22 protein-coding genes are annotated in these 20,845 nt (G+C 64.3%); 15 read left to right on the top strand and 7 right to left on the bottom strand.

The window, feature by feature from the left end; genetic code table 11:
• Nucleotides 1-66: 66 nt before the first annotated feature.
• From BLR35_RS06435 to BLR35_RS06425, 3 genes are all read left to right on the top strand, one after another.
• Entirely contained in the window at nt 67-564 is a 498-nt protein-coding gene (locus BLR35_RS06435) for a Mov34/MPN/PAD-1 family protein (protein ID WP_090379028.1), read from the top strand.
• A 19-nt stretch (nt 565-583) separates the two neighbouring features.
• The gene (locus BLR35_RS06430) at nt 584-1,015 is read left to right on the top strand and encodes an FAD synthase family protein (RefSeq protein WP_090379025.1); all 432 of its coding nucleotides are present in this window, start codon (nt 584-586) and stop codon (nt 1,013-1,015) included.
• 257 nt (nt 1,016-1,272) lie between these two features.
• On the top strand, nt 1,273-2,640 hold the full coding sequence (locus BLR35_RS06425; protein ID WP_090379022.1) for a YncE family protein: 1,368 nt from the start codon (nt 1,273-1,275) through the stop codon (nt 2,638-2,640).
• Between the two features lie 287 nt (nt 2,641-2,927).
• Here BLR35_RS06425 and ilvD read toward each other — a convergent pair whose 3' ends face one another.
• Nucleotides 2,928-4,667: a dihydroxy-acid dehydratase gene (gene ilvD, locus BLR35_RS06420; RefSeq protein ID WP_090379019.1), complete on the bottom strand. Its 1,740-nt coding sequence runs from the start codon at nt 4,665-4,667 to the stop codon at nt 2,928-2,930.
• A gap of 183 nt (nt 4,668-4,850) precedes the next feature.
• Nucleotides 4,851-5,471 carry a molybdenum cofactor guanylyltransferase gene (gene mobA, locus BLR35_RS06415; RefSeq protein ID WP_090379016.1) on the bottom strand — a complete coding sequence of 207 codons (621 nt, stop codon included), beginning with the start codon at nt 5,469-5,471 and terminating at the stop codon, nt 4,851-4,853.
• A gap of 276 nt (nt 5,472-5,747) precedes the next feature.
• Between mobA and BLR35_RS06410 the strand changes: the two genes are divergently transcribed.
• From BLR35_RS06410 to BLR35_RS21235, 7 genes are all read left to right on the top strand, one after another.
• On the top strand, nt 5,748-6,077 hold the full coding sequence (locus BLR35_RS06410; protein ID WP_090379013.1) for a hypothetical protein: 330 nt from the start codon (nt 5,748-5,750) through the stop codon (nt 6,075-6,077).
• 149 nt (nt 6,078-6,226) lie between these two features.
• The gene (locus BLR35_RS06405) at nt 6,227-7,207 is read left to right on the top strand and encodes a beta-ribofuranosylaminobenzene 5'-phosphate synthase family protein (RefSeq protein ID WP_090379009.1); all 981 of its coding nucleotides are present in this window, start codon (nt 6,227-6,229) and stop codon (nt 7,205-7,207) included.
• Between the two features lie 48 nt (nt 7,208-7,255).
• Nucleotides 7,256-7,585: a transcription factor S gene (locus BLR35_RS06400; protein WP_090379006.1), complete on the top strand. Its 330-nt coding sequence runs from the start codon at nt 7,256-7,258 to the stop codon at nt 7,583-7,585.
• Between the two features lie 68 nt (nt 7,586-7,653).
• Nucleotides 7,654-8,229 carry a DUF7342 family protein gene (locus tag BLR35_RS06395; RefSeq protein WP_090379003.1) on the top strand — a complete coding sequence of 192 codons (576 nt, stop codon included), beginning with the start codon at nt 7,654-7,656 and terminating at the stop codon, nt 8,227-8,229.
• The gene (locus BLR35_RS06390) at nt 8,226-8,669 is read left to right on the top strand and encodes a toxin-antitoxin system TumE family protein (protein WP_090379000.1); all 444 of its coding nucleotides are present in this window, start codon (nt 8,226-8,228) and stop codon (nt 8,667-8,669) included. The genes BLR35_RS06395 and BLR35_RS06390 overlap by 4 nt, the downstream gene beginning before the upstream one ends.
• 55 nt (nt 8,670-8,724) lie before the next feature.
• Nucleotides 8,725-10,077 (top strand): DNA polymerase Y family protein, encoded by a 1,353-nt coding sequence (locus BLR35_RS06385; RefSeq protein WP_090378997.1) that lies wholly within the window; start codon nt 8,725-8,727, stop codon nt 10,075-10,077.
• Nucleotides 10,078-10,190: 113 nt separating this feature from the next.
• Nucleotides 10,191-11,660 (top strand): J domain-containing protein, encoded by a 1,470-nt coding sequence (locus BLR35_RS21235; protein WP_090378994.1) that lies wholly within the window; start codon nt 10,191-10,193, stop codon nt 11,658-11,660.
• Nucleotides 11,661-11,702: 42 nt separating this feature from the next.
• Here the strand turns inward: BLR35_RS21235 and BLR35_RS06375 are convergent, their stop codons facing one another.
• Both BLR35_RS06375 and BLR35_RS06370 read right to left on the bottom strand, forming a co-directional pair.
• On the bottom strand, nt 11,703-12,335 hold the full coding sequence (locus BLR35_RS06375) for a uracil-DNA glycosylase family protein (protein ID WP_090378992.1): 633 nt from the start codon (nt 12,333-12,335) through the stop codon (nt 11,703-11,705).
• A gap of 120 nt (nt 12,336-12,455) precedes the next feature.
• Nucleotides 12,456-12,938 carry a hypothetical protein gene (locus tag BLR35_RS06370; protein ID WP_090378989.1) on the bottom strand — a complete coding sequence of 161 codons (483 nt, stop codon included), beginning with the start codon at nt 12,936-12,938 and terminating at the stop codon, nt 12,456-12,458.
• 94 nt (nt 12,939-13,032) lie between these two features.
• Between BLR35_RS06370 and BLR35_RS06365 the strand changes: the two genes are divergently transcribed.
• Nucleotides 13,033-13,407 (top strand): hypothetical protein, encoded by a 375-nt coding sequence (locus BLR35_RS06365; protein ID WP_090378986.1) that lies wholly within the window; start codon nt 13,033-13,035, stop codon nt 13,405-13,407.
• Here the strand turns inward: BLR35_RS06365 and BLR35_RS06360 are convergent.
• On the bottom strand, nt 13,404-13,808 hold the full coding sequence (locus tag BLR35_RS06360; protein WP_090378983.1) for a CopG family ribbon-helix-helix protein: 405 nt from the start codon (nt 13,806-13,808) through the stop codon (nt 13,404-13,406). The genes BLR35_RS06365 and BLR35_RS06360 overlap by 4 nt on opposite strands.
• A gap of 121 nt (nt 13,809-13,929) precedes the next feature.
• Here BLR35_RS06360 and BLR35_RS06355 point away from each other — a divergent pair, with 121 nt between their 5' ends.
• The gene (locus BLR35_RS06355; RefSeq protein ID WP_090378980.1) at nt 13,930-14,421 is read left to right on the top strand and encodes a metal-dependent hydrolase; all 492 of its coding nucleotides are present in this window, start codon (nt 13,930-13,932) and stop codon (nt 14,419-14,421) included.
• 16 nt (nt 14,422-14,437) lie between these two features.
• On the opposite strand, the gene BLR35_RS06350 is transcribed toward BLR35_RS06355, so the two are convergent.
• Entirely contained in the window at nt 14,438-15,295 is an 858-nt protein-coding gene (locus BLR35_RS06350; RefSeq protein ID WP_090378977.1) for a COX15/CtaA family protein, read from the bottom strand.
• A 112-nt stretch (nt 15,296-15,407) separates the two neighbouring features.
• On the opposite strand from BLR35_RS06350, the gene BLR35_RS06345 reads away from it, so the two are divergent.
• The gene (locus BLR35_RS06345; protein WP_090378974.1) at nt 15,408-16,517 is read left to right on the top strand and encodes a M24 family metallopeptidase; all 1,110 of its coding nucleotides are present in this window, start codon (nt 15,408-15,410) and stop codon (nt 16,515-16,517) included.
• 3 nt (nt 16,518-16,520) lie between these two features.
• On the opposite strand, the gene BLR35_RS06340 is transcribed toward BLR35_RS06345, so the two are convergent.
• On the bottom strand, nt 16,521-17,141 hold the full coding sequence (locus BLR35_RS06340; RefSeq protein WP_090378971.1) for a helix-turn-helix domain-containing protein: 621 nt from the start codon (nt 17,139-17,141) through the stop codon (nt 16,521-16,523).
• 136 nt (nt 17,142-17,277) lie between these two features.
• Between BLR35_RS06340 and BLR35_RS06335 the strand changes: the two genes are divergently transcribed.
• Nucleotides 17,278-19,740 carry a DNA topoisomerase VI subunit B gene (locus tag BLR35_RS06335; protein ID WP_090378968.1) on the top strand — a complete coding sequence of 821 codons (2,463 nt, stop codon included), beginning with the start codon at nt 17,278-17,280 and terminating at the stop codon, nt 19,738-19,740.
• Nucleotides 19,737-20,828 carry a DNA topoisomerase IV subunit A gene (locus BLR35_RS06330; protein WP_090378965.1) on the top strand — a complete coding sequence of 364 codons (1,092 nt, stop codon included), beginning with the start codon at nt 19,737-19,739 and terminating at the stop codon, nt 20,826-20,828. Before BLR35_RS06335 ends, BLR35_RS06330 begins: the two co-directional genes overlap by 4 nt.
• Nucleotides 20,829-20,845 lie beyond the last annotated feature (17 nt).

Genomic DNA, 20,845 nt, shown 5'->3' with positions numbered 1-20,845 from the left:
GCGATGGCACAAATCCCTGGGTCGCTCATCGGAACGTTTAGCAACCGTAAGCCCAGAGGTAGGGACATGGGGCTGCTCGACGCCTTGTTTCGCTCGAACGAGATCCTCGGCATCGCCGAGGAGACCCTCGAGTTCGCGATCGAGTCCTCGGAGGCGGCCCACCCCAACGAGTACATGGGCTTTCTTCGCGGGACCGAGGCACATCTGCTGGGACTGGACCGGGACGGACTCGTCATCACCGACATACTGGTGGTGCCGGGGACCGAGGCAAACAGCGTCAGCGCCACCGTCAAGACGAACCAGATTCCAAACGACGTGAAGGCGCTCGGAAGCGTCCACTCCCACCCGAACGGCGTCATCAGGCCCAGTAGCGCGGACCTGGAGACGTTCGGCCGTGGAAGCGTCCACATCATCATCGGTGCACCGTACGGCCGACACGACTGGAAGGCGTTCGACTCGCAGGGACAGCCGACGACCCTGAACGTGCTCGACGTCGACCTCCCCGAGTCCGATGATTTCTTCGATTTCACGCAGTCGGACATCGACGAGGAACTTCGAGGATGACTCTCGCTATCGACACACTATGACTCGGACCGTAATCGCTCAGGGGACGTTCGACATCCTCCATCCCGGCCACGTCCACTATCTCGAGGAAGCCGCCGCGATGGGCGACGAACTGTACGTGATCGTCGCCCGCCGAGTAAACGTCGACCACAAGGCCGAACCGATCTGTCCGGCGACACAGCGACGAGACGTGGTCGGCGCGCTCGAGGCCGTCGACGAGGCAATCCTCGGCCACGAGGAGGACATCTTCGTCCCGATCGAGGAGATCGATCCGGACGTGATCGCGCTGGGTCACGACCAGCACCACGACGACGAGGCGATCGAGAGCGAACTCGAGCGACGTGGGATCGACTGCGTGGTCGAACGGGCAAGCGCCCGCGAGCCAGCCGCCGACGAGGAGATTTTGTCGACGCGGCTGATCGTCGAGCGTATTCTCGAGCGGCGAGGGTAATCGGTTCGTTCGTCTCTCACTGGTCGCCGATGGTGACTGTCAACTCGTTTCGTAGACGTAGGCCTGGGCAACACTTGCCGCATCTCGAGTCATAAACGACCACTATACGTCGGGACAGCATCGGAGTGGAACGAACTGAAATCCCTACCCGAAAAACCGAGTCAACTCTTGCCCCTATCTCGGCTAAAACGTCGAATTTGCCACTTGCAGGGTCTGTACCCGGCATACTTTTCCATCCGGAGTCCGGAGTGTGACCCATGGAAATGGATCAGACTCGCAGGCGGTTCCTCGCGGGAAGCGCAACTGCTGGGGCGATTGCGGTCGCCGGCTGTACCGGTGGCGACGAAACAGGGGAAGAAGAAAACGGCGACGACGGCGACGAGGTGGAATTCGACTACGACATCGATCCCGACCTCGAGGAGGGAGACGGCTCCTACGAGATCTGGGCGCTCGATCAGGGGCGAGACGACGTCTTCGTCTACCAGCCCGCAGCCGACGGCGACGGCTTCGCGCTGACGGAGTACGTCGACCTCAACGATCTCGAGGGGCTCCCCGAGGAGGAAATCGTCCCGCACATGATCGACTACAGTTCGGACTACGAGTACGCCGCTATCGCCTGTACAGCTGGCGGACGGACGCTCGTCTTCCGGACCGAGGATCACGAACTGGTCGCCGACATCGACACCGGTGCTGGCTCGCACATGGCAGCGTTCTCGCCCGACGACGAGTACATCCACGTCGACGCGATCGACGAGGAGTCGATCGTCCGGGTCGACGCAGACCTCGAGAACGAGGAGTTCGACGTGGTCGACGAGATCGACCTGCGGGAGAACGAGACCGTCCTCGAGGCGGGTATCGAGGAGGGCGCACCGATCTGTCACCAGTACGCCGCCGATGGCCGCTCGCTGCACACGCTCGGGCCGAGCTACCACGACGGCGCGCTGGTGATCGTCGATCACGACGACTTCTCGGTCGACAAGGCGATTCCACACGAGACGCTGCCGACCAACTGCGGGACGATGCCGCATCCGACCGGCGAGGAGTTCTACCTCACGGCGGGACTCCCCTCGAGCGACGAGGAAGGCGTCGGCGAGTTCTACGTCTACGACACGGATGCAGACGAGGTCGTCGTCGACGGTGAGAGTACCGAGGGAATCGACGCCCACGGCTTCTGGTTCACACCCGACGGCGAGGAACTGTGGGTGCTGAACCGCGAGACCAACGACGGCGTCGTCGTCGACCCCGAAACCAACGACGTCGTCGAGGAGATCGACTCGTTCGGTCCCGACCAGAGCGACGACCCCGAACAGCGAGACGCACCCGACATCATGTGGGCCTCGCCCGACGGAGAGTACATGTTCGTCACGTTACGTGGCCCGGCACCGCTGTCCGGCGACCCACACGCCTCGACCGGCGTCACGCCCGGATTCTCGGTTCTCAGCATCGACGACCGCGAGATCGAGAGCGTCGTCGAGCCGTACCCGATCGACGAGTTCGACGACGAGCACGTCGAACTCGCCCAGGATCCGGACGAAGACGGCCCTCGAGTGCCGGACTTCCACGGGATCGGCGTCCGGCCGATCGAGGAGTTCGAGACGGGAATCGACACCTCGCCGCCGTTCTAACGGCCTCGAGGCCGCGCCCGCGGCCGTTTCCCGGATCAGTTCTCGACGACGACTGGCGGGGGGAGTCGTAACGAATCGACGGTGTGACCGGTCTCGACGAAGTGTTCGATTGCCTCCTTCGAGACTTCACGTTCCGTATATCCATCGGACGTGCTCGCGTGCCAGTCACAGTGGAGACAGTATTTGTACATTCGTCCTGACTTCTGTGATAAGAGAGGGAAAGACTCGTGCAAGACATGGAAGGGCGTGGCAGTCGACCCACGACCTGTTCGACTCCCCTGCGGGGATCAGTCCCGCTTGACGCCGGGGTTCGTCACCGCACCGTCGGCAGCCGAACTGAAATCCCGACCGAACTTCGCGAGCACGCCACCCTCGTAGGCTGGCTCCGGCCGATCCCACTCTTCGCGGCGACGCTCGAGGTCGTCGTCGTCCACGTCGACCTCGAGCGTCCGGTCGGGAATGTCGACCGTGATCTCGTCGCCGTCCTCGAGTAAGCCGATCGGGCCGCCGACGAACGCTTCGGGGGCGACGTGACCGATCATCGGGCCGCGAGTACCACCCGAGAAGCGGCCGTCGGTGATGAGCGCGACGTCGTCCTCGTGGCCGGCACCGACGACGGCGGCCGTGACGCCAAGCATTTCGCGCATCCCGGGACCGCCTTTCGGCCCCTCGTTGCGGATGACGATTACGTCGCCGCTCTCGATGTGGCCCTCCTGGACGTACGCCATCGCATCCTCCTCGTTCTCGAAGATACGAGCGGGCCCCTCGTGGTGGAACTGGTCTCCGCCAGTCGCCTTGAGCACCGCACCGTCGGGTGCGAGGTTGCCCGAGAGGATCTTGATCGCTCCCTCCTCCTCTTTGGGGTCGTCGACGGTGTAGAGGAAGTCGGCCTCGAGTTCGTCGTCCGCGGGCAGCCCGTGTTCTTCCTCGAGGTAGGCGAGTTCCTCCGCGATCGTCCGTCCCGTCACGGTCATCGCGTCGCCGTGGAAGAGGTCTGCCTCGAGCAGTCGCCGGACGACGACCGGGACGCCGCCGAGTTCGTGGAGGTCGTTCATCACGCTGTCGCCGCCGGGTTGCATGTCGACGATCTTGGGCGTCCGTTTCGAGATGTCGTCGAAGTCCTCGATCTCGAGGTCGACGCCGGCTTCACGGGCCAGCGCGAGCAGGTGGAGGACGCCGTTGGTCGAGCCACCGATGGCGGTCTGAAGGGCGATGGCGTTCTCGAAGGACTTCCGCGAGAGGATGTCCGACGGTCGACGATCTTCCTCGACGACCTCGACGGCGAGTTCGCCGGCGCGACGAGCGACGGCGTACCGTTCGTGGTGTTCGGCCGGCGGCGAGGCACTACCGAGGGGAGCCATCCCCAGCGCCTCGGAGACCGAGGCCATCGTGTTCGCGGTGAACATCCCACCACAGGAGCCTGCGCCCGGACAGGCGTTGCGCTCGAGGTCGTCGAGTTCGTCGGCGTCCATCTCGCCGGTACCGTACGCACCGACGCCCTCGAAGACCTGAACGATGGTGACGTCCCGGCCCTCGTGCTCGCCGGGCATGATCGACCCGCCGTAGAGGAAGACGGAGGGAAGATCGGTCCGGATCGCGGCCATCATCATCCCCGGCAGGTTCTTGTCACAGCCGGCGACGGTGACGAGGCCGTCCATCCGCTCGCCGAAACTGACGAGTTCGACGCTGTCGGCGATCACCTCGCGGGAGATCAGCGACGCCTTCATCCCCTCGGTTCCCATCGAGATGGCGTCGGAGATGGTGATCGTCCCGAACTCGATCGGCATCCCGCCGGCTTCGTCGGCCCCTTCGATCGCCGACTCCGCGACGTCGTCCAGGTGAACGTTACAGGGCGTGATATCGGCCGCGGGGTTCGGAACGCCGATCATCGGCGAGGAGAGATCCTCGTCGTCGAACCCCATCGCGCGGAACATCGCACGGTGGGGTGCTTTCTCCGCGCCCTCGGTCACGTCGCGACTCTGCAGGCGCTGATCTTTCCCGAAATCGAACTCGTCGTCGCTGCTCATGATCGGACCTTGGGACGGACCATCATAAGTCACTTCTTCCCGGTCAGTAGTGCGCCCGAACGAACGCGAACTCGTTCGGGTACCCAAGCCGAGAGCTGCTATGGTTTGCTGTACCGATGTCCCAGCGCAACCGCGACCCAGTTGGTGACTGTGGCGGAAATGACTTACAGCAACCCGTATGCGTCACTCGAGTCGAGCGGTCGCTTCTTTCAGGGCCTCTCGAGTGTCGATGCTCTCGAACGTCGCGTCGTCGACGCCCTCGAGATCACGTTCGTCGACGATAACGGAATTCAGGTCCTCGAGCGCGACGACGATCCGCGCGTCGTCACCCTCGAGCGTCGTTTCGGCCGCCTGAGCCATCGTCTCCGTGCGGTAGACCGCCTGGGTCGTCTGGTACCAGCCGTCCTCGAGTCGGACCAGTGCCGCGTCGTGACCCTGTACACGGTCGGCGAGCAACTCGAGCAGCGCCGGATCGAGAAACGGCATGTCGCAGGCGACGACTGCGGCGTACTCCCGAGAGGCCGCCTCGAGGCCTGTCCGGATTCCGGCCAGGGGTCCGCGGTCCTCGACGGGATCGATCGCGAACCGAACGTCGGGCTCACAGCCCTCGAGTGCGGCATCGATCGCCTCGCGTTGCTCGTCCCGGCAGTTGACGACGACCTCGTCGGTGACGGTCGCGAGTCGATCGACGACACGACGGATCATCGGCGTTCCCGCGAGGTCGGCGAGGGCCTTGTCCCCGTCCCCGAATCTGGTAGAGTGGCCGCCGGCGATGATCACCCCCGAGAGCGCTCGAGTAGTCATGGCCGTAGATAACGGTAGAGTGGTGAAAATACCTGTCGAGGGTATTCGTTCCGACTGCCGTTCCAGCATAGTAGCCACTGCAAGTCAATGCACACCTGATCGCACGACAGTTGTGCGATCAGTGTGTAAATAGTTGCAGTTGTTACTATAGCACTGCTACCACTTCACAACCATGGGGACTCTCAGAGAATTTTATACGCTACGTGGTCTAATTCGTTCGATCCGACCGTTTCCCGAGCAAAAAAGCTTATACCCGACCGTTCGACTCATCGAAGCATGGCACGCGACGATCCGGTACGCAGCCAAACAGCATCGAACGAAACCGACTCACTCCCGAATTTAGTTACTATCGTCGGCCGAGGAGTCCCATCGAAGTTCGAGATCGCCGTCGACGGCGAGATCGAGATGGTCGCGGACGACCCGGTCGCACAGGCGACGATCGTCTCCGAGAAGGTCGTCGAGGGCGCGATCGACACCGGCGTCCAGCGATTCCGCTTCTCCGGCGAGATGGCGAACGTCCGCGTCGTCGACTGGAACGGTGTCCCCGCGCCCGAATCCTCGAGCACGCCGAACGTCCACGTCGACTACGGCGTCCCCGAGCGATAGTCTCGATCGACGAGTACGTTCGAAGGTCGATCTTCCACACCCGGTAAGCCGGGTATCTCTTCTGCAGTTTCGAGCGACCAGCTCGATCGCCGTCAGGCGTTGCCACCGTCGAAACCCCCTTCCCGTGGGATTTCCTATCCGGGGTCAGGATGGCGAACGCGACGGTGAGTGCAGGTGCACGCCTCCACGTCGGCTTCCAGAACCTCTCCCTTGCGCGCGCAAGAATTTACGGCGGGATCGGTGTCGGCCTCGAGGAGCCACGCGTCACCGTCACCGCCGAACCCGCGGACGGACTCGCGGTCGACGACCCGCTGGCCCGCGAGTACGCGCGTCGTGCCGTCGACGTTCTCGACGTTCCCGGCGTCTCGATCGATATCGAGGAGCGACTTCCTCGACACGTCGGTCTCGGGAGCGGCACCCAGCTCGCGCTGGCAGTACTCGCAGCAACCGCACACGCACACGGCCTCGAACCGCGAGTTCGAGAGCGCGCGCCGGCGATGGGGCGTGGCGGTCGCAGCGGCGTCGGCGTCGCGACGTTCGAGGACGGCGGCTTCGTCGTCGACGCCGGCCACCCGACGAACCGCTTTACGACGGAGCCGCCGGCTGAAGGAAACTGGACGGTGCCGCCGGTCGTCGCCCGCCACGACCTCCCCGACGACTGGCAGTTCCTGGTCGTCGTCCCCGACGCCGAACCCGGCCGGAACGGGGACGACGAGGACGCGAGCATGCGCGAGGTCGTCGAACGCGCCGACCCGACCGTCGCCGACGAAATCGCCGGCGTCGTCACCCGAAAACTGCTGCCGGCCGCTGCGGAGGGCCGACTCGAGGCGTTCGGCGAGGCGATCGGCGAGATCGGCCGCAAGAACGGCACCTGGTACACCGACGTCCAGGGCGGCGTCTTCCGGCCCCCTGCAGGGGAACTCGTCGAGGCGCTCGAGGAGTGTCCCGTCCTCTCGGGTGTCGGCCAGTCGTCGTGGGGGCCGGTCGTCTACGGCGTCACGGACCGCGACCACGCCGACGAAGCCGCGGCCGCGGCCGAGGATGCACTCGCCGAGAACGGATACGACGGGCGCGTGTTGCTCCCCGGCCCCGTCGCGAAAGGAGACGGTGCCCGTGTTCGGATCGAGTAAACGGCCGAAGTACGAGGAATTTTTTCGCTCGAGCGCGTACCGGCGGCCATGCAGTTTTGCGACGACTGCGGATCGATGATGAAAGCCGACGGCGACCACATGGTCTGTACGAACGACGAGTGTGGCGTCTCGAGCGAGCGGGACCGCGACCGCGAAGACGAGTTCGTCACGACCGAGTCCCAGACGGATACAGACGTGATCGAATCCAGCGAGGACGCCAACTTCGAGGGGAAGCCGAAGGCGACCGACGTGATCTGTGACGAGTGTGGTAACCAGGAGGCGTGGTACACGCTCAAGCAGACGGCTTCGGCCGACGAACCGCCGACGCGCTTTTTCAAGTGTACCGAGTGTGGCCATCGCTGGCGCGGCTACAACTGATCGGCGAGAGGCTTCCGGAATATCCAGCACCACAAAGGTTTATTCCGTCTCGAGCCGATTGGACGGACATGAAAGAGCCCCGTCCAGAGCTGACGGCGACGGACGACGAACGCGCGGAGTCGCCGGATTTCGACGCGCTGACGGACCCGGAGGAACTCGTCTCCGGTAATCGCACGCGTGACGACTTCTTTGACGCCGTTCTCGGACTGGACAGCCCGGCGACGGTGAGCGAGGTTGCCGACCGCGCTGGACGCGGGGTCGACGCGGCGAGAGAGTACCTCGAGTGGTTCGAGCGAATGGGAATCGTCACCCGGGTCACCGAGTCGCCGGCGACCTACGAGCGAAATCGAGAGTACCTGCGCTGGCGACGCGTCCAGAAACTCCGCGAGGAGTACACGACCGACGAACTCCTCTCCCTGCTCGAGACGGAGCAGGAACGCGACGAGGAGTACGCCGAAACCTTCGACACCGACTCGCCGGATGCAGTTTCGATCGCGGCACGAGCATCGGAAACCGGACGATCGGTGGAAGACGTGTGGGAAGACGTGTCGACCTGGAAGACGACGCGTCGGCGGATCGGCCTCCTCGAGCGAGCGCTAACGGCCGGTCCGGAAAACGCCACCGAGGAACGAACCGCGGTATGACTGGCAGGGAAGACGGAACAGCCGACGAGGACAGCGGTGCACCGATCGATTTCGATCGACTCGAGGTCGTCGCAGAGCGACTCGCTACCGACGATCGGTTTGACCGGGTCGAACACCAGCCCGGGTTCGCACCAGATCGGGTCTTCTGCGTCTACGACGACGGGTTCTACCCAAGCAGCGTCGACGAGGCTCACCTGGAAATCGCGTGGTTCGAGAACGACGACTTCTCGATTCACTATCACGAAGATCACGAGGACGGACGGTTCGACCACCGGTGGGACCGGCATCCATCGGACCACAACGAACGCGATCACGTCCACCCGGGACCGGACGCACCGACTCCAGGGTTCGACGACTCCCACCCCGAGGACTGGCGCGACGTTCTCGCGATGGTTCTCAAGGAGATTGAGGAGCGCCAGCGGAGTTTCTGGACCTCGTGACGAACGAGCGGACGCAACGTTCACGTCCGTCCGCACGAATCGACTGATAGGACGAATGTCCGACGGGCCGCGGTTACCGGGCGTCGAGGAGAAACGGGAGGAAGAGCGGATCGTCCTCCACGTCGACGCCGACTGTTTCTACGCCTCCTGTGAGCGGCTACGAGAGCCGAAACTCGAGGGCGAACCCGTCGTCGTCGGGATGGGGTACGAACCCGGCGAGACGATCGGGGCGGTCGCCACCGCGAGTTACGAGGCCCGCGAGTTCGGCGTCGAGAGCGCGCAGGCGATTTCGACGGCGCTCGAGCGCTTGCCCCGTCGTGCGGCCCTGGACTCCGACGCGGACGACTACGATCCCGACCTCACGCGCGAGGAGACCGGCTACTACCGGCCCGTCGACATGGACTACTACGAGTCGATCGCCGAGGAGGTCCAGTCGATTCTCCACGACTGCGCCGACGTCGTCCGCGAGGTCAGCATCGACGAGGCCTACCTGGACGTCACCGAACGCACCGCCTGGGAGGTCGCGGACGGTTTCGCTCGCCACGTCAAGGACCGAATTCGGCGGGAAGTCGGCATCGTCGTCAGCGTCGGCGCAGCACCCACCATGAGTGCGGCCAAGATCGCAAGCGACTACGACAAGCCAGACGGACTGACCGTCGTCCGCCCTGGCGAACTCCGGGAGTTTCTCGCGCCGCTCGAGGTCGACCTGCTCCACGGCGTCGGCCCCGTGACAGCACGTGAACTTCGGGAGATGGGCCTCGAGACGGCCGGCGACGTCGCCGAGGCGGATCCGGAGCCGCTCGTCGAGCGATTCGGCGAGCGCGGCCGGGAACTGTACGACCGTGCGCGCGGTGACGACGACCGCCGCGTCGAACCGAAAGGGGACCCCAAGAGTTTCTCGCGGGAGTCAGCGTTCGCGGAGCCCGTCTCCGACCCGGAGCCGAAGTACGAACAGATCGAGACGCTCGCGGCCGCCGTCGCCGACCGCGCACAGCGAGAGGGCGCGCTCTACCGGACCGTCGGCGTCAAGGCCGTCACGCCACCGTACGACGTCAACACGCGCGAGCAGTCGCTTCCGGGCCCAATCGACGATCCGGACCTCGTCGATCGGATCGCTCGCGACCTCTTTACCGAGTTCGAGACCGAACCCGTCCGGAAGGTCGGCGTCCGCGTCGCGAACCTCGAGTTCGCAGCGGCGGATCAGGCGAGTCTCGACGGGTGGGAACGAACCGATGGCGGACACGGGGCTGACGATTCGGAGCCCGAGACGGACGGAAACGACGAGGACGCTCCGGCTCCCGAACCGAACGCGAACGACGAGGCCGATCCGGAGCCAGGCGGTGACGATACCGACGACGAGTCGACAGATCGCTCGAGTGGCCAGTCCTCACTGGCGGATTTTTCGTGACTGAGGCTTGTATGCGCCAATAGCGGTCGGATCGTGTCGAACAGAGCGGAACATTGAAATTATAACCCTCCGTCTATAACTACTCGGCATAGTCACCCGTCTCAGATCTTCATATGACAGACGACTTTTACGACCTTCTCGAAATCTCTTCTGACGCCTCTCAGGACGAGATCAAGGACGCCTACCGCGAGAAGGTCCGGGTCTACCATCCCGACGTGAACGACGACGACCGCGCTCGAGCGCAGTTCACGGCGGTCAAGAAAGCCTACGAGATCCTCGGCGATCCGGTCGAACGTCGGGCCTACGACCGACTGGGACACGAAGACTACGTCGCGAAGCGAACGAGCGGCATCCCGTCGCCGGACGTCTGGAAGCGCTCGGAGGACGGATCGTCGTCACGCTCGAGTTCGGGATCGACGTCGACATCCACCGGGACGACGACCTCGAGTTCGAGCACGCGGTCCCGTACCGCCGGTTCGTCCGGTACCACGTCGGGGTCGTCTGCTCGAGGAACGGGGCGGAGTGGAACGGAGACCTCGACGTCGTCCACGGGTCGTGGCCGTACGGACTCGAGTCGAACGACGAGCGACGAGACGGAAACCGGTTCAAAAAGCAGTAGTGAAACGACGGATCGATCGACCACGACTGGGTCGAGTGGCACGTCCACCTCGAGTTCGACTGGCGGCTCGAGGACTACCTCGTCCAGTGGGACGGAGAAGACGGCCAGCAGCACAAAGAAGACGACCAGTAACGCAGGAAAGACGTCAAGCACGGGCAAAACGACCGGAACCGCAGGGAAAGCCACAAGCGACGGCGGCCGGACGGCTCGAGCCGTCAGTTCGGGTACGACCGGGACGACGGCACGCACGTCGACGGCCTCGAGCGGCGGACGGTTCGCGGACAACGCCGCCGTCAGGTGGTGGCGTCGCCAGAACTTCTCGCTGCCCTTGATCTGGCTGTCGGTCCTGATCTATCTCTCCGGACTCGTCCAGTTTGCCCTCACGAACGTCGGCGCGCTCGCGGGAGTCGTCGCCGAACTAGGTGCCGTCGGGACCGACGTCGAGGGCATCTGGACGACGCTCACGGAGGTCCGACACGGAGTCGGCACGCCGTTCGAGTTCGTCGCCGGGCTCGAACTCGTCGCGCCGCCGGTCGCCTCCCTCCAGTGGTACGCTGGGGTCGCGGGTATCGTCGTGGCTGCCGTCGGTATCGTCGCCATCGATCGAGTCGTTCGGCGGGATGACACCTGGGAACCGATCTCGATCGACGAGACGATCTTCCTGTCGGTCGCGCTCGCGACGGCGACGACGCTCGTCGGCGGGCCGTTGCTCGCCGGCGCGGTCCTCATGCCGTTCCTGTTTACCGTGATCGTCCACCAGACCAGGCTCAAACCCGGCTGGAAACCGTCCTACCTGTACGTGTTGCCGGTGCTCGCGCCCGCGATTTCACTCGTCGTCTTCGCGACCGATCTCGTCGGGACGCCGACCCTCGCTGTCGACCTGCTTGCGTTCGTGATCCTCCCGCTGGCGGGCGCGTTCGGGCTTCCGCTGCGGGCGACGATCAGGAAGCACTTCGGTCGATAGTGGCGGTCAACCCCGGCAGTCGACTCCTGGGAAGGTACTCTGCTAACCCACCAGCGTCGCCACACCTTTCGTCTGCCGATAGTCGCTCGCGAGGATCTCCTCGAGCGAGGAAACGATCTTTTCGCGATCCCCGGCGTCCCACTCGGACGGCTCCCTGATCGGGACGACCATGAACCCACGCCCTCGGAGTTGGCGTGCGTGGAGATTAGCCATATCCAGTTCGAACCGGCGGCGCTGGGTCGTGTACTCCTGGAGAACGTGATCGGTCGCCGTCTCGCCGACCGGCAGGAGAATGTGTGCGTTGATCGCGCGCAGTTCCGCGTCGAAGTACCGCTCTAGGTCGTCGTACTCCCGCTGGCTCGGCTCGTGGCCGTTCGGCAGACAGCACATGTGGACGTAGTTCAGGTAGAGGTTCTCGAGTTCGGGTTTCTCTTCGGGCCCGGTGACGAAGCCGGTCTCGCGGAAGACGTCCTGGACGCCGCGGCCGGATTCGGTCTCGGTGAACGGGACGCCGGTTCGCTTGCCGCCGTGGACGCCCGGATGGTCGCCGATGACGTGGAAGTCGGCGTTGGCGTCACCGTAGCCGAAGACGGCAGTGCGCTCGCCGTCGGGCGTGCGGTCGAACGGTGGCCGGAGGCCGAACGGGTTGCTCGTCCTGTCGGTGACGTTTTTCACGGGTGAACGGAGTGGCCGCGTTCAAATAACCGTCGTGGTTGACCGCGTCTGTACCCGTAAACGGGGTCGGCGGCCGCAGTGGATTCACGTCGGCGATCGTCAAGAAACCGTAGCGGGCCGTTAGTAGCGGTGACAGGCGTTCCTCCCGTCGGGGGACCCAAGTGACTCTATCCACCATACCTCGGAACACTGCGGTAGAAGTCGAACGCGATACGTGTACTCCGCATCCTCGACGTATATCCCCCTGGCGACCACCGAGTGGTCGTATCCGTCGTGACGGTATGGCTCGAACACCGGCAACTCTTCGAGAGCGTCGAACGCCGTCCCGAACTCGCGACGCGAGAGTTCGATACGATCCGAAGGCCTGCGTAACGCTTCCTGCAGTGGCTCGAGGGACGCGAGTGGGTCGTCGTCGTGTGGCGTGACGAACTCCGCGGGTGGCAACTGGTCGTGCTCGTCGTCGTCGATCCTCGGCTCGAGCGGCGTCGCCTCGAGGTATCCGCCGAAGAACCCCGGCCAGTTCGGTCGGCTCGAGTACGCCGCCAGTCCGAGCAAAACGCCGCCGGCTGTGTGGAGGAGGGTTCGCCGGGAGACCGTTTGCATGGCTGTCGAGTTGCGACTCGTCGGGTAAGGTGTTTTTCCTTCAGTCCAAGAGACAGTCACCAACGCTTATGTACTCGCGACCGTAGCCGTCGGTATGGACCTGGAGCCGTTGCGCTCTCGCCCGCCCGGCGTCGTCGCGGTCGTCTTGCTCACGGTGGTGTTTGCCATCGGGCAAGCGTCAGCGAGTTTTTTCGCCATCCTCGGTTCGCCGCACCCGGCAGGCCAGGGGGAGTTCGTCTCGGCGATGGCAGGGTTCGTCGTCGCGTACTTGCTGTGGCGCGGCTACTTCGCAGGCTGGATCGCTGCCGTGATACTGTACGCCGCATTGTCGGTTGACCTGGTGATCGGAGCGACGGTCTTCGGTCTCACGGGCGTGCCACTGTTCGTCCTTCCGATCGCCGCGTTTGCGTACCTGCTGGTCGCGCGAACGCAGTTCTACGGACCCTCGACGGAGTCGTCTGCCACCTAGGGAGTCGACCGTTCGTCCGAGCGCAACAGCGTCACCGAGACGCGGCCGACGGCGTCGAAATCCTTCAGCCGGTAGACCAGCGATCGAATCTCGTCGGCGTCGCCGTGACAGAAGATCGCCTCGAGACACCACTCGCCGTGGTGGACGTGACAGGTCGTGTCGATTTCGGCCTGGAACTCGTGTTGGATCTCGTGGAGGTCCTCGATGATCTCCTCGTGGACGTAGTCGAAGACGACGGTCGCCGCGACGGTGCCACGCGCTCGTTCCAGAGTGTGGTGGGACTCGACGTACTCCTGGATCGCCTCCCGCAACGCGCGGGATCGAGAGTCCAGTCCTTCGGCCTGCCAGGTTCGATCGAACTCGGCCAACATCTCTTCGGGTACGTTGAGACTCGTCCGCATACCTGATCTTGGGTCGCCGGCGAAAAAGAGTCGACGGTCGTCACGTTACCCCTCCGATCTCGTTTCTGACCGGAATGTGACGGTGGATTTATGGCTCCACTTTTCCAGGTACCCAACCAGAATGTACCAGACTGGCCACTACGGCGCGTCTCTCCTCGCGTACGCGCCGCTTGGAACCGTCGTCGCACTCTTCGGTTACGAGGGAGTGGCGCTCGTCGGTGCGCTCGTCTGCGTGAGTCTCTCGACGCTGCCCGACCTCGATCACCGGATTCCGGGGATCGAACACCGGGGCCCGACTCACACCCTTCTGTTCGCTCTGCTCGTCGGCATCGCACTCGCTGCCGTCGCGGCCGTCCTCGTCGAGTCGGGGTCCGCACTCGCCGGCGTCGGCTTCGTCACGTTCGCGTTCGTCGTCGGCACGCTATCGATCGTCTCGCACCTGCTCGCCGATGCGCTGACGCCGATGGGAATCCGCCCGTTCTGGCCGGTCTCGAGTCGCCACTACTCGCTCGAGGTGACTCGAGCGGCGAACCCAGTCGCGAACTACATGTTGCTGGGGCTTGGCGTCGGTTCGACGGTCGTCGCGGCAGCACTGGTTGCCGTCGTCGGTTGAGAAAGCGTTGGGTGGACTACGAGGTCCGCCGAACGAGGTAGATCCCGGCCAGGAACGCGACGAGTAGCAGGCCGGCGGTAACGACGTAGAACAGGTCGAGCGCCGCGTTGAACGTCATTCCTGTCTGGCGGCCGAGGAAGACGACCACGAGCGCCAGGACGCCCGTCCCGGAGAGGTAGCCGGTCAGTCGGTCGTCCTCGAGGTGCCAGCGGCCGATCATCGGTGCGACGATGGCGGCGGCGACGACGGCCAGCGTCACGCCGTACTGGATCATCTGGACCGTCGGCGAGTACTCGGTGAGTTCGGTGATCACTGGTGGGCTAAACAGGACGTGAAGTGGTACCGCGACGGCTCCGAGCGCGAGCGCGCCGGTGACGTGTCGCGCCTGCAGCCGGTGTTCCCAGACCAGGACGGTCGCGATCACGAACAGTGCGAAGATCAACACGGCCGTCCAGAAGTGCAGCGACAGGATGTCCATCGTGTACTGTGCGACGGTCTGCCAGCCGAGGACGACCTGGATCGGCGTCAGAATCATTCCGAGGACGACGAGTGCGGTCACGCGTCTGTCGACGGTCGGCGACCGCCAGGCCGAGACCGCAGAGCCGATGATCGCGAACCCGGCGAACATGGCGACGAAGCGGTGGAACCACTCGTAGAAACTCGGGAGATTCGCGGGAAACAGGTTGTAAGGGCCCGCGTCACACTGGGGCCAGTTCGCTTCGCAGGCCAGCCCCGACCCGGTCGCTTTCGCGGCGACGCCAAGCAGAATCGTCGCGGTGACGAGCACGAGCGTCGACGCGAGCAGATGGTGGTAGCCAACGCGGTCGATCAGCGAACGAATACCCGGACGTCGGGAGGTACTATCGGACGACACGGTCGTTCAGCCGAGGGTTAGGACCCGCCGTATTTAGGTTGCCCGTGTCCGGTTGCCCGCCGTTTCGCCCCGTGTTCGTGCCATTCAAGAGAGTCCCCGCCAAGCACCCGCCATGGAGAAACGCGAGCGACTCGAGTCGTATCTCGAGCGAACAGGCCTCGATTCGGTCTGGTTCGCACGGCCGAACAGTTTCGCCTGGCTAACGGGTGGATCGAACGTCGTCGACCGCGAGGGAGACACGGGTATCGCGGCGATCGGCTACGACGGCAGCTTCCGCCTGCTGGCGAACAACGTCGAACTCGAGCGGATCGTCGACGAGGAACTCTCGGATATCGACACCGGAGAGCTGTCGGTCGAACAGTTCCCCTGGCACGCGGCGTCGCTGTCGGAGGCTATCGCCGACCACGTCGACGACGAACAGGCGGCCGCTGACGTCGACGTGCCGGGGCTCGAGACGGTCGATCCGACGCCGTTGCGACAGCCGCTGACGGAACGGGATCGGGAGCGATACCGCGAACTGGGACGACAGACTGCGGCAGCAGTCGAAGCGGTCTGTCGCGAACTTCAGTCCGGCGACACCGAACACGAGGTCGCGTCGGCGCTTCGGGTCGCGCTCTCGGCTCGCGAGATAGAGGCACCGGTCGTGCTCGTCGGGAGTGCAGCACGCGCCCAGCAGTACCGCCACTACACTCCCAAGCGAACCGAACTCGGCGATTACGTCCTCGTTTCCGTGACAGCCGAACGCGACGGACTCCACGCAAGCTGTACGCGGACCGTCGCGTTCGATCCACCCGAGTGGCTCGAGAAACGCCACGAGGCCGCGGCGCGAGTCGAGGCGACCGCGCTTGCGGCGACACAAGAGGCCGCGACGGGCGAGGAACAGGGAACCGCTGGCGACGTCTTCGAGGCGATCCAGGACGCATACGAGACGATCGGCTACGCAGAGGAGTGGGAACGCCACCATCAGGGCGGGGCAGCAGGCTTCGACGGCCGGGAGTGGGTCGCGACGCCGGGCAACGACGCGGCCGTCGAGGTGCCGATGGCATACGCCTGGAACCCGACGGTACAGGGTGCGAAAAGCGAGGATACCGTGCTAGTAACCGAGAAGGGATTCGAGGTGCTCACCGCGAGCGACCGGTGGCCGACGACGACCGTCGAGGCCGTCGGCGACGAACGGACGCTCGAACTCGAGCGACCGGGGATTCTCGACCTCGAGGACTGATCGTTACTCGTCGCTCTCTGTTTCGTCGTCCGATTCGGTCTCGAGGTCGTCCTCGTCGTCCGGTTCCGTGTCGTGAGTGGCGACGTCGACGTCAGTGTCGTCGTCGAACGGTTCGGTGTCGTCGACGGTGATCGTGACGGGTTCGGCGTCCTCGCCGAACGCTGGTTCGTCCCGGTCGTCCTCCTCGCGGTCGAGGACCTGGTCCAGCGTGAAGATGGTGTTCAGTTCCTGCTGGACCTGGTCGACGACGCCGCCGACGAGTTCGCTTGGCTGGATTGCCGTGTACTCGTAGGGGTTGTTCCCGGCACCCTCGCTGGCTCGTTTTTCGCGCGTGACGCGATCTTCCTCGTGAAGTTCGGCCAGCGCCTCCCGGACGGTGCTCGGATAGAGGCCGGTCCCTTTCGCGACCTCTTCGGAGGTGCTTCCTGGATTCGCGAGCAGGTGGACGTAGATCTTCGCTCGCGTCTCCGTATCCAGGATCCACGAGAGCAGGTCGACGATCCGCTGGTCGACCTCCTCGGCTGCCGTGGCTCGAATCCGTTCTTCGTCCTCGAACGCTGGTTCCCGGTCCGGGTCGAGGTCGTCCTCGTCTACCCGGTGCTCGTCAGTGTCGTCTGGAGCCATATGTCCTCTCGTGTAGGACGAAGTTTCGCGCGAGGTTAAACCTTTGTGAGGGGAGTTTTCGTCGCTGCGGGGAGCCGAGATCACTTTCACTCCGGTAACACACACCTTTTAGCCCCGCCGTTAGTACAGGGAGGTGATGACGTCGTTTCAGTCGACACTCGGTGACGAGCCGGGGATCGCCGAGGAGCTGGCGGAGAGTCAGCAGGCGATCTCCATCGCCGAGTTCTTCGAGAAGAACAAGCACATGCTCGGCTTCGACAGCGGCGCTCGAGGCCTCGTCACGGCCGTCAAGGAGGCCGTCGACAACGCCCTGGACGCCGCCGAGGAAGCCGGTATTCTGCCCGACATCTACGTCGAGATACAGGAGGATGGGGACTACTACCGGCTGATCGTCGAGGACAACGGGCCCGGGCTGACGAAGGAATCGCTGCCGAAAGTGTTCGGGAAACTGCTGTACGGGTCGCGCTTTCACGCCCGCGAACAGTCCCGTGGTCAGCAGGGGATCGGTATCTCCGCCGCCGTTCTCTACTCCCAGCTAACCAGCGGCAAACCGGCGAAGATCACCAGCCGCACCGAGGGGGCAGACGAGGCACAGTACTTCGAACTCATCGTCGACACTGACGATAACGAACCCGAGATCAGCGTCGAGGAGACGACCACGTGGGATCGCCCGCACGGGACGCGCATCGAACTCGAGATGGAAGCCAACATGCGCGCCCGCCAGCAGCTTCACGACTACATCAAGCACACGGCGGTCGTCAACCCACACGCGCGGCTCGAACTGCGCGAGCCGAAAGCCCACTTCAAGTTCGAGCGGGCGACCGACCAGTTGCCCGAGGAGACCGAGGAGATTCGACCCCACCCTCACGGCGTCGAACTCGGGACCGTGATGAAGATGCTGACGGCGACCGACTCCCAGACCGTCTCGGGCTTTTTGCAGGAGGAGTTCACCCGCGTCGGGAAGAAAACCGCCGACTCGATCATCGACGCCTTCCGCGACCGCCACTACGGTCGTGAGATGCGCTGGCGGCCGCCGGCGGCACACGAAGACGTCGACCTCCACGCCGCAGTCTCCGACGCCACGGCGAACAAGGGGGCGGATGCGACCGCTGCCTTCGCCGAAGCTATCGCCGACGAGGTCGACGACTACGACCGGATCTCTCATCACGAACTGCTCGAGGTCGTCGATTCGGCGGCCGAGACGGTTGGGGAAGAGCACGAAACCACGTTCGGCGACACTGTCCGGGAGAACGCAGTCGATGCGGTCTGGCTCGAGCTTATCGATGCCGCGCCGGAATCGGACGACGAGTCCGGCGACGAGGACGAATCCGAGGAATCCCGGCTCGTCGACGACGTTTACGCACTCGCCGACGAAGCGACGAGTACGCGCAAAGACGACGAGGTCGTCCGCGCGTTCAGCGAGCGACTCGCCGGCCGGTTCGAGGACGCCACCGACGAGGACGTTCGCCACCGGTTCACCCGCGATACGGTTCGGGAGTCCGTCGACCGCGCCGCGGAACTCACCGAGGAGTACGACGACGTCGCCTTCGGAGACACCGCCCGCGAGAACGTCGTCGAGGCGATCTGGGGCGTGATGGTCACCGTCCCCGACGACCCGCCGCTGGTTCGAGAACTCGAGGACGACCGCGACGCCACCAGCGACCTCGTCGACGGGATGCGCGCGACCGACATCATGGCACCGCCGACGCGGTGTCTCGCACCCATCTCGGCGGACCTGATCGAGGCAGGTCTCGAGAAGGAGTTCGACGCCGACTTCTATGCCTCCGCGACCCGCGACGCCGAGGTTCACGGCGGTGACCCGTTCATCGTCGAGGCCGGTATCGCCTACGGCGGCGAACTCGGGGCTGAAGGCAGTGCGGATGTCCTCCGCTTTGCGAATCGCGTCCCGCTGGTCTACCAGCGCGGTGCATGTGCGACGACGGACGTGGTGAAAAACATCGGCTGGCGTAACTACGGACTCGACCAGCCCGGCGGCTCCGGACTGCCGAACGGCCCCGTCGTCATCATGATCCACGTCGCGTCGACGAACGTGCCGTTCACGAGCGAGTCCAAGGACGCCGTCGCGAACGTCCCCGAGATGGAAGACGAGATCGAACTCGCGATCCGCGAGGCCGCTCGCGAACTCAAGAGCTACCTGAACAAACGCCGCTCGATGCAGAAACGGCGCAAGAAACAGAACGTCCTCGGCAAGATCCTCCCGGAGATGGCGACGAAAGTCGCCGAAGTTACCGGTCGCGAGGAACCGGACATCGACGACGCCATCGCACGCATCATGAACAACGTGCTCGTCGAACGCCAGGTCGAGGCAAACGGCGACAGCCAGTCGGTGTCGGTCGTCGTCGAGAACAACTCGAGTACGAACGAATCGCTCGAGGTCACCGACATCGTCTCGGCCGAACCCACCGACCTCTCCGATGGCGCGTCGGTCGTCGAGATGGACGGCGAGTGGTTCGTCAAGTGGGAACCCGACATCGACAGCGGTGACGAGGCGACCCTCGAGTACGAGGTCGACGACGACGCATCGTTCGATCTGGACGTAAAGGGAGTCGAAAGCGAGAAACTCACGGTGTCAGCATGAGCGCGGACAACAACGAACAAGCACGAGAGCAGTTGATCGATCTCGCGGCACAGTTCTACGACCAGTTCGAACTGGGCGAGATCCCTCACATGTCCGTCCCGACGCGGACGAAGAACAACATCGAGTACGACGAAGACAGCAACGTCTGGGTTTACGGCGACCGCGAGTCGACGCGGTCGGCGAACTCCGTCCGCGGCGCCCGGAAGCTCCTGAAGGCCGTCTACACGATCGACTTCCTCGCGGACCAGTTAGAGGAGGACCGTTCGTCGACCCTGCGTGAACTCTACTACCTCTCGGAGAGCTGGGACAACGAGGAAGCCCAGTTCGGCGATCAGGACGAGTCGAACAGCCTGATCGAGGACTTAGAGATCGTCTCGGGGGTCACTCGCGAGGACTTCCATATGCGTCCCGAGGAGTCGGGTGCGACGATCATGGGGCCGCTCCATCTGCGCGAGCAGACCCGTCGCGGCGAACGCGAGATTCACTGCCAGGAAGACGTCGGCGAGGGCGGCTACCAGATCCCGAACAACCCCGACACCATCGACTTTCTCGACTGTGACGCCGACTTCATCCTGGCCGTCGAGACCGGTGGTATGCGCGACCGACTCGTCGAGAACGGCTTCGACGACGAGTACAACGCCCTGGTCGTCCACCTGAAGGGTCAGCCCGCACGCGCGACCAGGCGGATCACCAAGCGACTCCACGACGAACTCGACCTGCCCGTTACGGTCTTTACAGACGGTGACCCGTGGTCGTACCGTATCTACGGCTCCGTCGCCTACGGCTCGATCAAGTCCGCCCACCTCTCTGAGTACCTGGCGACCCCGGAGGCGCAGTTCATCGGCATCCAGCCCGCCGACATCGTCGAGTACGACCTGCCGACCGACCCGCTCAGCGACTCGGACAAGAACGCCCTCGAGAGCGAACTCTCGGACCCGCGCTTCCAGACCGACTACTGGGAGGAACAGATCGAGTTGCAACTCGAGATCGAGAAGAAGTCCGAACAGCAGTCGCTGGCGTCGCACGGGCTTGACTTCGTGACGGATACGTATCTCCCCGAGCGACTCAGTGAGATGGGCGTCCTCTAGACGGCCATCGAACCGTC

This window comes from Natronobacterium texcoconense (assembly GCF_900104065.1).
In the GTDB taxonomy this organism is placed as follows: domain Archaea; phylum Halobacteriota; class Halobacteria; order Halobacteriales; family Natrialbaceae; genus Natronobacterium; species Natronobacterium texcoconense.
Note: the sequence above shows the minus strand (reverse complement) of the source record. Positions and strands in the feature narration are given on the sequence as shown.